General features: G+C 65.9%; 16 protein-coding genes. 4 read left to right on the forward strand and 12 right to left on the reverse strand.

What is annotated here, in order from left to right; translation table 11 throughout:
- Nucleotides 1-20: 20 nt before the first annotated feature.
- Nucleotides 21-773, reverse strand: coding sequence for a class II glutamine amidotransferase (locus AC3WW4_RS16615; RefSeq protein ID WP_488829539.1), 753 nt, complete (start codon nucleotides 771-773; stop codon nucleotides 21-23).
- A 174-nt stretch (nucleotides 774-947) separates the two neighbouring features.
- Between AC3WW4_RS16615 and ssb the strand changes: the two genes are divergently transcribed.
- Nucleotides 948-1472 carry a single-stranded DNA-binding protein gene (gene ssb, locus AC3WW4_RS16620; RefSeq protein ID WP_488829540.1) on the forward strand — a complete coding sequence of 175 codons (525 nt, stop codon included), beginning with the start codon at nucleotides 948-950 and terminating at the stop codon, nucleotides 1470-1472.
- Between the two features lie 96 nt (nucleotides 1473-1568).
- On the opposite strand, the gene AC3WW4_RS16625 is transcribed toward ssb, so the two are convergent.
- Nucleotides 1569-1871, reverse strand: coding sequence for an Mpo1-like protein (locus AC3WW4_RS16625; protein ID WP_488829541.1), 303 nt, complete (start codon nucleotides 1869-1871; stop codon nucleotides 1569-1571).
- 64 nt (nucleotides 1872-1935) lie between these two features.
- Nucleotides 1936-2721, reverse strand: a complete 786-nt coding sequence (locus AC3WW4_RS16630) for a 5'-methylthioadenosine/adenosylhomocysteine nucleosidase (RefSeq protein ID WP_488829542.1) — start codon at nucleotides 2719-2721, stop codon at nucleotides 1936-1938.
- 106 nt (nucleotides 2722-2827) lie between these two features.
- Between AC3WW4_RS16630 and purT the strand changes: the two genes are divergently transcribed.
- Nucleotides 2828-4081: a formate-dependent phosphoribosylglycinamide formyltransferase gene (gene purT, locus AC3WW4_RS16635; RefSeq protein WP_488829543.1), complete on the forward strand. Its 1254-nt coding sequence runs from the start codon at nucleotides 2828-2830 to the stop codon at nucleotides 4079-4081.
- Here purT and AC3WW4_RS16640 read toward each other — a convergent pair.
- Entirely contained in the window at nucleotides 4069-4872 is an 804-nt protein-coding gene (locus AC3WW4_RS16640) for a Crp/Fnr family transcriptional regulator (RefSeq protein ID WP_488829544.1), read from the reverse strand. The two genes, purT and AC3WW4_RS16640, sit on opposite strands and share 13 nt — an antisense overlap.
- A gap of 149 nt (nucleotides 4873-5021) precedes the next feature.
- Here AC3WW4_RS16640 and AC3WW4_RS16645 point away from each other — a divergent pair, with 149 nt between their 5' ends.
- Complete coding sequence (locus tag AC3WW4_RS16645; protein ID WP_488829545.1) at nucleotides 5022-5339, forward strand: HigA family addiction module antitoxin; 318 nt, start codon at nucleotides 5022-5024, stop codon at nucleotides 5337-5339.
- A gap of 32 nt (nucleotides 5340-5371) precedes the next feature.
- Here AC3WW4_RS16645 and AC3WW4_RS16650 read toward each other — a convergent pair whose 3' ends face one another.
- The 5 genes from AC3WW4_RS16650 to AC3WW4_RS16670 form a co-directional block, all read right to left on the reverse strand.
- Nucleotides 5372-6871 carry an AMP nucleosidase gene (locus tag AC3WW4_RS16650; RefSeq protein WP_488829546.1) on the reverse strand — a complete coding sequence of 500 codons (1500 nt, stop codon included), beginning with the start codon at nucleotides 6869-6871 and terminating at the stop codon, nucleotides 5372-5374.
- Nucleotides 6872-6997: 126 nt separating this feature from the next.
- Complete coding sequence (locus tag AC3WW4_RS16655; protein WP_488829547.1) at nucleotides 6998-7432, reverse strand: ExbD/TolR family protein; 435 nt, start codon at nucleotides 7430-7432, stop codon at nucleotides 6998-7000.
- Nucleotides 7433-7444: 12 nt separating this feature from the next.
- Entirely contained in the window at nucleotides 7445-8095 is a 651-nt protein-coding gene (locus AC3WW4_RS16660; RefSeq protein ID WP_488829548.1) for a MotA/TolQ/ExbB proton channel family protein, read from the reverse strand.
- A 24-nt stretch (nucleotides 8096-8119) separates the two neighbouring features.
- Nucleotides 8120-8956: a 4-hydroxy-tetrahydrodipicolinate reductase gene (gene dapB, locus AC3WW4_RS16665; protein WP_488829549.1), complete on the reverse strand. Its 837-nt coding sequence runs from the start codon at nucleotides 8954-8956 to the stop codon at nucleotides 8120-8122.
- A gap of 84 nt (nucleotides 8957-9040) precedes the next feature.
- Nucleotides 9041-9589 carry an outer membrane protein assembly factor BamE gene (locus AC3WW4_RS16670; protein WP_488829550.1) on the reverse strand — a complete coding sequence of 183 codons (549 nt, stop codon included), beginning with the start codon at nucleotides 9587-9589 and terminating at the stop codon, nucleotides 9041-9043.
- A 138-nt stretch (nucleotides 9590-9727) separates the two neighbouring features.
- On the opposite strand from AC3WW4_RS16670, the gene fur reads away from it, so the two are divergent.
- The gene (gene fur / locus AC3WW4_RS16675) at nucleotides 9728-10183 is read left to right on the forward strand and encodes a ferric iron uptake transcriptional regulator (protein ID WP_488829551.1); all 456 of its coding nucleotides are present in this window, start codon (nucleotides 9728-9730) and stop codon (nucleotides 10181-10183) included.
- Nucleotides 10184-10192: 9 nt separating this feature from the next.
- Here the strand turns inward: fur and hprK are convergent, their stop codons facing one another.
- From hprK to hpf, 3 genes are all read right to left on the reverse strand, one after another.
- Entirely contained in the window at nucleotides 10193-11155 is a 963-nt protein-coding gene (gene hprK / locus AC3WW4_RS16680) for an HPr(Ser) kinase/phosphatase (RefSeq protein ID WP_488829552.1), read from the reverse strand.
- Nucleotides 11156-11221: 66 nt separating this feature from the next.
- Entirely contained in the window at nucleotides 11222-11692 is a 471-nt protein-coding gene (locus AC3WW4_RS16685) for a PTS sugar transporter subunit IIA (protein ID WP_488829553.1), read from the reverse strand.
- Nucleotides 11693-11948: 256 nt separating this feature from the next.
- Nucleotides 11949-12299 carry a ribosome hibernation-promoting factor, HPF/YfiA family gene (hpf, locus tag AC3WW4_RS16690; RefSeq protein ID WP_488829554.1) on the reverse strand — a complete coding sequence of 117 codons (351 nt, stop codon included), beginning with the start codon at nucleotides 12297-12299 and terminating at the stop codon, nucleotides 11949-11951.
- Nucleotides 12300-12443 lie beyond the last annotated feature (144 nt).

The following is a 12443-nucleotide window of genomic DNA, read 5'->3' on the forward strand; positions in this document are numbered from 1 at the left end:
CCTTACTTTGAATGAGAGCGTCAGACCGGTTGCCCGCCCACGAAGGCGAGCAGCTGGCCCTTGTGCATCGGCACCCAGGCTTCGTTGAGCGTCAGGGGTTCGGTGGCGACGAGGGCCACGCGGTCACCGGGCTGGGTGTGCTCGGCAAAGTTCACTTCCACGTCCTGATCTTGCAGGCGGGCATGGCCAAAGGGGTGCTGGCGCAGCAGGTAGTGCAGGTGGGTGGAGCAATGCACCCACAGGGCCTCGCCCTGACTGAGCATGAAGTTGAAGGTGCCGTGGCGCGCCACCTGCGGCACCAACTCGCCCAGGGTGTGGTTCAACTCGGCCACCGAGGGCATGGCGGCGTGGCTCTTGGCCAGCTCCTGCATGAGCCAGCAAAAGGCCCGCTCGCTGTCGGTGTCGCCCACCGGCTTGAAGGTGCTGTGCAGCTTGGGTTCGAAATCGACCAGGTTGCCGTTGTGGGCGAACACCCAGTAGCGCCCCCACAACTCGCGCACGAAGGGGTGGCAGTTTTCGAGCGACACATGGCCCTGCGTGGCCTTGCGGATGTGGGCGATGGTGTTGAGGCTCTTGATCGGATAGTGCTTGACCAGCTCGGCCACGGGCGAGGCCACGGCCGCCTGGTGATCGACAAACAGGCGCACGCCGCGCCCCTCGAAAAAGGCGATGCCAAAGCCGTCGGCGTGCTCGGTGGCACGCGTGGCAAAGCCCGAGAAGCTGAACACGATGTCGGTGGGCGTGTTGCTGTTCATGCCCAGCAGCTGACACATGGGGAAATCCTGAAGAGATAAGGGAACGACACGAAGGATACCAAGGGGCAACCCGGCTCACCTGAAGGAGTGCCCTCTTCCTGAGGACTGGACAGGTCGGAGGCAACGGTCATAATCGCCGGGCTAACTAACGGCACCCTTTTTAACCAACCATCACCCATCAGGAATCAGGCCATGGCCTCCATCAACAAAGTCATCCTCATCGGCAACCTGGGCCGCGACCCCGAAGTGCGTTACACCCCCAGCGGCGCGGCCGTGTGCAACGTGTCGGTGGCGACCACCCGCAACTGGAAAGACAAGAGCAGCGGCGACAAGGTCGAGGAGACCGAATGGCACCGTGTCGTGTTTTACGACCGTTTGGCCGAAATTGCCGGCGAGTACCTGAAGAAGGGCCGCCCCGTGTACGTGGAAGGCCGCCTCAAGACCCGCAAGTGGCAGGACAAGGACGGCAAGGACAACTACACCACCGAAATCGTGGCCGAGCAGATGCAACTGCTGGGTGGCCGTGAAGGTGGTGGCGGTGGCGGCTATGGCGGTGGCCAGGGCGGCAACCCCGAGGACTACAGCCAGGAAGCCCCGTCGGCCCCGGCCCGCCCGGCTGCCCGTCCGGCTGCCGCACAACGTCCGGCTCCGGCTCCGGCCCCGGCCCAGAAGTCGTCGACGGGCTTTGACGACATGGACGACGACATTCCGTTCTAAATTGCCGGTTGCAGCGTGCGTCCTCAGCGACGCACCACCGACACCCGCCCGACGGCCCCGGCCCTCGGGCTTTTTTTTGCCCGCTGCTCAAAGGCGTCAGAAACGCAGCTTGCCGGTCAGCGTCTGCCAGAACATCACCCAGTCGCCCATCAGGCTGTAGAGCGGGTAGGTGAAGGTGGCCGGCCGGTTGCGTTCGAAAAAGAAGTGCCCGACCCAGGCAAAGCCATAGCCCAGCACCGGCACGGCCCACAGCCACGCCCAGTTGCCGGTGGTGAGCGCCGTGAACAACACCAGCAGCACCAGCCAGGAGCCCACGAAGTGCAGGCGGCGACAGGTGCGGTCGGCGTGCTGAGACAGATAGAAAGGGTAAAAGTCGCGGAACGAGGTGTAGCGGCTCATGACAACTCCGGTGCACAACGGCGGTGCGCACAGCATGCCGCACGCCGCCTGCCGCCGCCATGCGTCAAGACCCGCGGTCGGCCTGCAGCAGGGCCTCGATCATGGCCAGGGCGTAGCGGCAGGCCACGGCCCGGACGAAGCGCGGGAAGTCGATGTGGGCGGACTCGTCGGCCCGGTCGGAGATGGTGCGCAGCACGACGTAGGGCACGCCGAAGTCATGGCACACCTGGGCGACCGCCGCCCCCTCCATCTCGACCGCCAGCACGCCGGGCAGGTGATGGCGCAGCGTGTCGCAGTCGGTGGCGGCGCTGACGAACTGGTCCCCACTGGCGATCAGGCCCCGGTGGACGCGCGGCTGGCTCAGGCCCAGGGTGGCGAGGTGCACATCCCGCAAGGGGCCATTCACGCTGAGCGCATGCGGGCTGAGGACTTCGCGCACGGTGTCCACCACGCGGGCGGTCAGGTCGGCGGGCGGGTGCAGGCGGCTGACGCCCAGGCCCGGCAACTCGTAGCGCGGAAACAGCGGAGAGGCATCCATGTCGTGCTGCAAGAGCGCATCGGCCACGACCACGTCCCCCACGCGCACGTCGGCGCCCAGACCGCCGGCCACGCCGGTGAAGATGATCTGCTGGCAGGCCATCTCGGTGAGCAGCACGGTGGTGGTGGTGGCCGCCGCGACCTTGCCGATGCGCGAGAGCACCGCCACGATGTCGCGGCCTTGCAGGTGGCCGCACCAGAAGGTGCGCCCGGCACGCTGGATGGACTCGGCGTCGGGCATGGCGTCCAGCAAGGACTGGAGTTCTTCAGGAAGGGCGGCGATCACGCCAATGCGGCCAGGGGTCGACAACATGGAAAGCATAAGCAAAGGGCAAGACGCCCATCATCGCCGCATTCACGGCTCAGGCGACAATCGAGCCCATCGCTCCGATCCACTTTTGCCTGACAGGAATCGCCCCATGCCCACCCCTCTCCAGACCGTTTCTTTGGGTACCCCGCTGTCGCCTTCGGCCGCCCGCGTCATGCTGCTGGGATCGGGGGAGTTGGGCAAGGAGGTGCTGATCGCGCTGCAACGCCTGGGTGTGGAGACCATCGCGGTAGACCGCTATGACCATGCGCCCGGCCAGCAGGTGGCCCACCACGCCCGCACGATCACGATGAGCGACCCGGCGCAGCTGCGCGCCCTGATCGAAGCCGAGCGCCCGCATCTGGTCGTGCCCGAGATCGAGGCGATTGCCACACCGGTGCTCGAAGAGCTGGAAGCGGCCGGGGTGGTGCGCGTGATCCCCACAGCCCGGGCAGCCCGCCTGACCATGGACCGCGAGGGCATCCGCCGCCTGGCGGCCGAAACGTTGGGCTTGCCCACCAGCCCCTATCGCTTCTGCGACTCGCTGGCCGAATTGCAGGCCGCCATCGACGGGAGCGACGGCCAGCCGGGCATCGGCTACCCCTGCATCGTCAAGCCGGTGATGAGCTCGTCGGGCAAGGGCCAGAGCAAGATCGATGGCCCCACCGATGTGGCCACCGCCTGGGATTACGCGATGGCGGGTGGACGCGTCAGCCATGGCCGGGTCATCGTGGAAGGCTTCATCGACTTTGACTACGAAATCACCTTGCTGACGGTGCGCGCCGCCGGTCGCGGCGCCGAAGCGGGCCAGATCGCAACGCACTTCTGCGAACCGATTGGCCATCTGCAGGTCAGCGGTGACTATGTAGAGAGCTGGCAGCCTCATCCGATGAGCCCGACCGCGCTGCAGCGGGCACGCGACATCGCCCAGGCCGTGACCGACAACCTCGGCGGTCAAGGGCTGTTCGGGGTGGAGTTGTTTGTGAAGGGTGACCAGGTGTGGTTCAGCGAGGTGAGCCCGCGCCCGCATGACACCGGCCTGGTCACGCTGAGCACCCAGGTGCAAAGCGAGTTCGAACTGCACGCGCGCGCCATCCTGGGCTTGCCGGTGGACACGTCCCTGCGGGCGCCGGGCGCTTCGGCGGTGATCTACGGCGGGGTCGATGCGCAGGACGTGGTGTTCGAAGGTGTGGCCGACGCGCTGGCCGAACCCGGCACCGATGTGCGCCTGTTTGGCAAGCCCGAGAGCTTTGTGAAGCGCCGCATGGGCGTGGCGCTGGCCACCGCCGATGACACCGACTCCGCCCGCGCCAAGGCGCGCACCGCGGCCAGCCGCGTCAAGGTGAAAGCCGCTCAGCGCGGCTGATCGGGCTCAGGCTCGGGCAAGGCGGGCTTGCCCCCCGCCGAAGCCATGAAGTCGATCGTCTGCATCAGGGCCGGATCAATGGAGCCCGCCTTGGCCACCAGGGCGGCCATGTCGACGATCTCGATCTCGGCGTAGCGCAGCACCAGCACCCGCTCGCGCTCCATGGCGCGCAGCAACTTGTTGATGGTCTGACGGGAGGCACCCAGCATGCGCGCCAGATAGGCCTGCGGCAGCCGCACATGTCGGCGCGCCGCCCCCTGCGTGGCCTGCCCGAAGTTGGTGACGGAAAACAGCAGGCGGCGCGCGAGCTGCTGCTCCAGAGAGAGGCTGGCGTTGTCTTCGAGGGCCGTGAGCATGAGGCGCAGCTTGCCGCAGGCCAGGCGCGCCAGATCGCGCCAATGCTGGGGGTGCAACTCCAGCCAGGCTTCGATCAGCGGGCGTGAGACCACCAACACCGTCGAAGCGATGTCGGCCACGGCGTCCTGGCTGCGCGGCAACTGGTCGATCAGGGCGATTTCACCGAACCAGTGATAGGGTTCGACATAGAGCGTCAGGCGCTGGCTGCCATCGACCGGATTGACCGAACCCAACTTGAGGGCCCCGGCCACCACGCAGCACAGGGCCTCGGGTGGACCGCCTCGGTTGAAGAGGCTTTCGCCCGCCTGCAAATAAACCAGTCGCGAACGCGCGATCAGGGCCTCCTGAAACGGCGCGGGGCAGCTGGCAAACCAGAGGTGGGTCCGGAGCGCCGGCAGGAGACTGAGGGGGGTGGGCTCCGAACGCGGCTTCATGTGGAGATCATCATCGCAAACGATGCATTTTCGGACACATCGGCATCTGAGTTAGATGGATCGCGTCACATTGTCACCAAAATGACAGTCGAATAGGTGAAAACCCCATACGATCAACTGCGTAGTGATCAGCCCCCTCCTGAGTTTCCATGACGACCACCCCAGCAGTACACCCCGGCGCCATCCTGCGCGCCCAGTTCATGGAGCCGCACGGTCTGTCGGCCAGCGGCTTGGCCATTCGCCTGCATGTGCCCGCCCCCCGTGTCAACGACATCGTGCGTGAACGCCGCGGCATCAGCCCGGATTCGGCCCTGCGCCTGGCGCGCTACTTCGGCACCGCGCCGCAGTACTGGATGGACCTGCAAACCGCGTACGACCTGCGCGTGGCAGCCGAACTGGCGGGCGAGCAGATCCGCCGCGAGGTGGCACCCGCCAACGAACTGCACGGCGAGCTGAAGGCCGCCTGAGCGTTGGGGGCCTTCTCAGGCCCCTCCCCTCATCACTGAAAAGCCACCTCGGCAAAGCTGCGCAGCTTGCGGCTGTGCAGTTGTTCGGCACGGTTGGCGCGCAGGCGCTCCAGGGCACGCAGCCCGATGCGCAGGTGCTGATCGACCCGCTCGCGGTAGAACTGGTTGGCCATGCCCGGCAGCTTGAGCTCGCCGTGCAGCGGCTTGTCGCTCACGCACAGCAAGGTGCCGTAGGGCACCCGAAACCGGAAGCCGTTGGCCGCGATCGTGGCGCTTTCCATGTCCAGCGCCACCGCCCGGCTCTGGCTGAAGCGGCGCTCGGGCTCGCGCTGCGGCAGCAACTCCCAGTTGCGGTTGTCGGTGGACGCCACCGTGCCGGTGCGCATGATGCGCTTGAGCTCGTAGCCGTGCAGCTGCGTCACATCGGCCACCGCCCCTTCCAGCGCCAGCTGGATTTCTGCCAGCGGCGGAATGGGCACCCACAACGGCAGGTCTTCATCGAGCACGTGGTCTTCACGGACGTAGCCGTGGGCCAGCACATAGTCACCCAGTTGCTGTGAATTGCGCAGGCCCGCGCAGTGGCCCAGCATGATCCACGCGTGCGGGCGCAGCACGGCAATGTGGTCGGTGATGGTTTTGGCATTGGCCGGGCCCACCCCGATGTTGACCATGGTGATGCCCGTGCGGTCTTTGCGCACCAAGTGGTAGGCCGGCATCTGAGGCAGGCGCGGTGGCACGGCACCCAGGGCGTCGATGGCTTCCACGGCCTGCCCGACGCGGCGGGTGATCACATTGCCGGGCTCGATGAAGGCGATGCAGTCATCGTCGTCACGCGGGTGGGCTGGGTCGGGGGCATGGCGCATCAGCTCGTGGCCCATGCGCACGAACTCGTCGATGTAGAACTGGTAATTCGTGAACAGCACGAAGTTCTGGAAGTGCTCGGGCGAGGTGCCGGTGTAGTGGCGCAGGCGGTGCAGCGAGTAGTCCACGCGCGGTGCGGTGAACAAGGCCAGCGGCCGGGGGGCCCCACCGCGCCGATCGTAGGTGCCGTTGGCGATGCCATCGTCCATGGAAGCGAGGTCGGGCAGATCGAACTGGTCGCTCAGCAGCAGGCGCCGATCGGGTGAGAGGCTGCCTTCCAGGTGCTGGTGCTCGCCCAGGCTGAAGTGGATGGGAATGGGGTCGCTGCCCAGCCCCACTTCCAGCGAGACACCGTGGTTGCCCAGCAGCAGCTCGAACTGCTCGCGGTAGTAGTCGGCATACAGGTCGGGCCGGGTCAGCGTGGTCTCATAGGTGCCGGGGCCGGCCACAAAACCGTAGGACAGGCGCGAGTCGGCGCGGGCCACGGTGTCGGTGTGGATGCGCACGAAGGGGTACTTGGCGCGCACCGGATGACGGAAGGTTTCGCCCGCCACGAAACGCTGCAAGGCCTCACGCAGGTGCGCGATCTGCGCGTCGTAGAGCTGGGTCACGTAAGCCAGGGCCGCATCGGCCCGGTCGAATCGCTGGGTGGGGAACTTCGGGGCTGCCATCTCAGGTCCTGACCAACAGTCAACGTGAAACCATTGTGCGCTGCATCAAGGAGGCTGTGTCAGCCAGTGCCCCGGCGCGCCCAGCGCTGTCGTGTCAAGCCGACACCGCCCGCGCCAAGGGGGGCGTCAGGGGGCCGGTGGGGCGTCCGCTTTGGCTTCGGTGACAAAGGCCACCCGCTGCAGGCCGGCCTGCTGGATCACGCCGATGAGCTCGGCCACGCGACCATAAGGCACGCTCTGGTCGGCGCGCAGTTGCACCTCGGTGTCAGGCTGCTGGCGCGCCAGGGCCGTGGCCCGGCTGGCCAGCGCGGCCAAGGTGCTCACCTGCTCGTCCAGGTAGAGGCGGCCATCGGCGCGCAGCGCCACCTGCAAGGAGGCCGGTGGCGTGGCCACCGCCGGCGCATCGGCCTTCGGCAGGTCGAGCGGCAGGCGGGCCGTCAGCAAGGGCGCCGTGACCATGAAGATGATCAGCAGCACCAGCATGACGTCGATCAGCGGCGTCATGTTGATGTCGCTGAAGGGGCGTTGGCCCTGGGGGCGCGTCAGGCGACCGAAAGCCATGGCGTCCCTGCCTCAGTCTGGCTGGGCCAGCAAGGTGTCGCGCAGATCGAGCGCAAAGCCTTCGAGGTCGGCCTCGCACGCTGCGATGAGCTTGCCAAACAGGTTGTAGGCCAGCACGGCCGGAATGGCCACCGCCAGGCCCGCCGCCGTCATGATGAGGGCCTCGCCCACCGGACCGGCCACCTGGTCAAGCGCGGCCGAGCCCGACTGGCTGATGGCCTGCATGGCGTGAAACACGCCCCAGACCGTACCGAACAGGCCCACGAAGGGCGAGACGGCGCCCACCGAGGCCAGCAGCACCTGACCGGCCTGCAAGCGCGCGAGCACACCCTGCAGGCTGTCGCGCAGGCGGCGGGTGAGCTGGGCTTCCGGCAAAGCGCGAGTGGCCAGGGTGCCTGGGGCTTCCGGTGCTTGCACGGCCTCGACCAAAGGCAGTAAGACGCCATCGCGGTCGAAGGTGCGCAAGGCGGAGTGGGCAGAGCTCAGATCTGCGGCACGCCAGAACGCCGCCGTGCCCACCGCCAAGTCACGACGGGCCCGCGTCAGCAGCCAGGCTTTCCAGAAGATGACCGCCCAGGCGCTGAGCGACATCAGCAAGAGCACCAGGGCCACGGCACGGCCCACGGTGTCAGCTTGCTGCCAGTACGTTGCCAAGCCCTGCATGGTGCGGTGCGCGCGCCGGTCGGTTTACTTCAAACCCAGCACGTCGTCCATGCCGAACAGGCCATGGGGCTGGTTGGCCAGGAAACGCACGGCGCGCAGGCTGCCTTGTGCATAGGTGGCGCGGCTGGAGGACTTGTGCGTGATCTCGATGCGCTCGCCGATGCCGGCAAACAGCACGGTGTGGTCGCCCACCACGTCGCCGCCACGGATGGTGGCAAAGCCGATGGTGGACGGATCACGCTCACCGGTCACGCCCTCACGGCCATACACGGCGCATTCCTTGAGGTCACGCCCGACGGCCTCGGCCACCACTTCGCCCATCTTGAGGGCCGTGCCGCTGGGGGCGTCGACCTTGTGGCGGTGGTGGGTCTCGATGATCTCAATGTCGTAGCCTTCCTTGAGGGCCTTGGCGGCCTGCGCCAGCAGCTTGAAGACGACGTTGACACCCACGGCCATGTTGGGGGCCATGACGACGGCGATGTCGCGCGCGGCATCCTGGATTTCGGCCTTTTGCTCGTCAGTGAAACCGGTGGTGCCGATCACCATGTTGACGCCCAGTTCACGGCAGACCCGCAGGTGCGCCAGGGTGCCTTCCGGACGCGTGAAATCGATCAGGTACTTGGCGTTCTTCAGGCCCTCGTGCAGGTCGGGGGTGATGAGGACGCCGCTGTTCACGCCCAGGTAGGCGCTGGCATCGGCCCCCAGGGCGGGGCTGCCGGGGATGTCGAGCGCGCCAGCCAGGCGGGCATCTGGCGCATTCTGGATGGCTTCGATCAGCATGCGCCCCATGCGGCCCGAGGCGCCCGCGATCGCGATGGCGTGGAGGGAGTGGCTGGCAGGGGTGGAAGCGGCGGTGCTCATGCGGATACTCGGTAGACGGTCAAGAGGGGCCCCGCCGGACGGGGCCGGGATGTCAAAACGGCAGAAAGGGAACTCAGGCCCCGCTCAGCGGGTGCCGCCTTCGAGCGGCGGATAGCTGCGCACCGCCCCCTGGGGGCTGGGTGCCCCCGACTGGCTCTGGGCCGGCGCGGGCAGTTTGGCGATCTGCTCGGGCGTCAGGTTGGCGGGCGGGTCTTTGCGATCCAGCGGCTTGGCGATCGAGGCCACGAAGTCATTTTCAGCAGGCAACTCGGCCGTGTCAAAACGGGCCACCACATCGTTCTCGAAGAAGACGGTGATGTTGCGCTTCTGGTCGGCCACGCCCTGGCGACGGATGGTGAAGACGTAATCCCAGCGGTTGGCATGGAAGGGGTCGGCCAGCAGCGGCGTGCCCAGGATCTCGCGCACCTGTGCGCGGCCCAGACCGGGCTGGATCAGCGCCATCACCTCCTGGGTGACGACGTTGCCCTGCACCACGTCGACGCGGTAGGGCTCCAGCAGACCGAACAGGGTCTCGGGCTTGCTCCAGGACGCGTTGCCCGTGCTGCCACAGGCGGTCAACAGCACGACGGGGGCCAAGGCAAGGAGGGCTCGGCGAAGCGGGGTCTGCGTCATGGGTGAGGCTCGGTTCATACGGAAGGACACAAAAGGCGCACCAAGATGGCCCGACGGTTTCAAAGGTCGGAGCCATGTCGATATCATTGGGCATTCTAGCGGGGCCGATCAAGAACTGCCCGCACGACGGAGCCCACCATGAATCACGCAGAAGAACTCAAGAGCAGCGGGCTCAAAGCCACTTTGCCGCGCATCAAGATCCTCGAGGTCTTTCAACAGGCCGCGCAGCGCCACATGACGGCCGAAGAGGTCTACAAGGTCTTGCTCAATGAGGGCTCGGACATTGGCTTGGCCACGGTCTACCGCGTGCTGATGCAGTTCGAGCAGGCCGGCCTGCTGTCGCGCAACCACTTCGAGGCCGGCAAGGCCGTGTTCGAGTTGAACGAAGGGCAGCACCACGACCACCTGGTGTGCGTGCACTGTGGCCGGGTGGAAGAGTTTTACGACGCCGAGATCGAGCGGCGTCAGCAGCAGATCGCCGAAGAGCGCGGCTACAAGCTGCAGGATCACGCCCTGTCGCTGTACGTGGTCTGCAACCGACCGGAATGCCAGACCAAGGCCGGCACCGGCGGGCACTCACACCATCACGGTTGAACCCCCACCTCAACGACCACCGCGCTCCATGGCGCGCTGGTGGCGCTCGGTGAATTCCTTGTAGGTGTCGATGCCGCGCAGTTGCAAGACCGTGTTGCGCACGGCGGCTTCGACGAGCACGGCCAGGTTGCGGCCGGCGTCCACGGCGATCACGGCCTTGCGCACGGCCACCCCCATCACCTCTTCGTACAGGGGCTCATAGGGCAGGCGCTCGAACTCGCGCTCCATGGTTTCCTTGCGCACCAGGTGCACGATGAGCTTGAGGCGCATCTTGCGACGCACCGCGGTTTCCCCAAAGATGGCCTTGATGTCGAGCAGGCCGATGCCGCGCACTTCCAGCAGGTTCTGCAGCAGCTCGGGACAACGGCCTTCGATGGCGGTGCGCGAGACGCGGTAGAGATCGACCGCATCGTCGGCGACCAGGCCATGTCCACGGGAAATCAGCTCCAAGCCCAGCTCGCTCTTGCCCAGGCCGGACTCGCCGGTGAGCATCACGCCCAAGCCCAGGATGTCCATGAACACGCCGTGGCGGGTGATGCGCTCGGCAAAGTGATGGGTGAGGTAGCCGCGCAGCACGTCGATGACGTGCCCCGCAGGCTCTTGGGTCACAAACAACGGGATGCCGGCGCGGCCGCACATGGCCATCAGCTTCTCGGAGGGCGCCTCTCCATCGGCCACCACCACCACTGGGGGCTCCAGGGTCACGATGCGCTGGATGCGACGTTCCTGATCCTCGGGGGTGGCGTTCGTGAAATACGCGGTTTCGCGACGCCCGACGATCTGGACGCGATAGGGATGGATGTAATTGAGATAGCCAACCAGGTCGGCCGCGGACTGGGCGAACTGCACGGCGGCTTCGTCAAACCGGCGCTCAGGGTGGGCATGTCCGGCCACCCACTCCCAGTGCAGGGCCGGTCGGTTGGCTTCGAACAGCGCCTCGGCGCTGATGATGGCAAGTTCTTTGAGGCTCACGGGCATAAGGTGGGGGGCGTCCTACTCAGAGCCCCATGATGCCGCAAGCGCAAGCCTGCGGTCGGATCAGGCTACCGATTTGAGGGGTTGCCAGCGCTCGATGAGGCCATGCGCCTCGACGGCGTCGGTTTCGGTGCGCAAACGCTCACGCAGTTCGCGGTTGGAGAGCATTTCCGCAATCTCCGAGAGGATCTCGAGGTGGCTTTGGGTGGCGGCCTCGGGCACCAGCAGAAAGATCAGCAGGTTGACGGGCTCGTCGTCGGGCGCGTCGAACGGGATCGGGTGGCTGAGGCGGATGACCGCCGCCAGCGGGTGCTTCAAGCCCTTGATGCGGCCATGGGGGATGGCCACGCCGTGCCCCAAGCCCGTGGAGCCCAGGCGTTCGCGCGCAAACAGGTTGTCGGTGACCGTGGCCCGAGCGATGGCATGCTGGTTCTCGAACAGCAAGCCTGCCGCTTCGAAGACGCGCTTCTTGCTTGTGGCGTCCACATCCACCAGCACCTGGCTGGCGGGAAGGATGGCGGAAAGACGGTTCATCTGGTTACAAGCAGGCTGGGCGGCAAAGGCCATGCCCCGACGAGGGGGAGGGGTAAGCGGCGGATTATAGGAAAAAGACTGGGGTTTAACCGGATTTTGCGCCTAATGCTGCGCCGCAGCAAGTCACACAGGCTGCGGCGACCCTTCGCCCATGAAAAACGGCCCCTGAGGGCCGTCAACTTGGTGCTTACCTGCGCTGGCGACCCGCAATCAGGCCACACCAAGCACACTGCTCACAACGCGGTCAACCGCGTGCTTATTGCATGGCATCCATTCCGAGGTCATGGTGCTTGATGGATTCATGTTGGTGATCCTGGGTACGTTCCTTGTGACGGCAGACCTGACGGTCCAGTTTGTCCATCAACTGGTCAACGGCAGCGTAGAGGTCTTCGTGCGAGTTTTCCACGAAGATGTCCTTGCCCTTGACGTGCAAAGTCACTTCCGCTTTCTGGCGACGTTCCTTTTCCTTTTGCTTTTCAACCGACAACAGCACCGTGATGTCCACGACCTGGTCGAAATGACGGGTCACTCTCTCCAGCTTGGTCATCACGTACTCGCGCAATGCGGGAGTCACTTCAAGATGGTGGCCACTGATCGTCAAATTCATACTGCCTCCTTTCGAGAGCAGGGGGGTTGAAAACAACCGGCTGACTGGGCACCTGAGAGATGCTTTGTGCGCCACCCGGAAATCCAGTGTGCCCATGTCCAAGCCCGATGACAAGGGCATGACATGGGGGTTTGTCTGGATCAT

The organism is Aquabacterium sp. TM01, assembly GCF_057808345.1.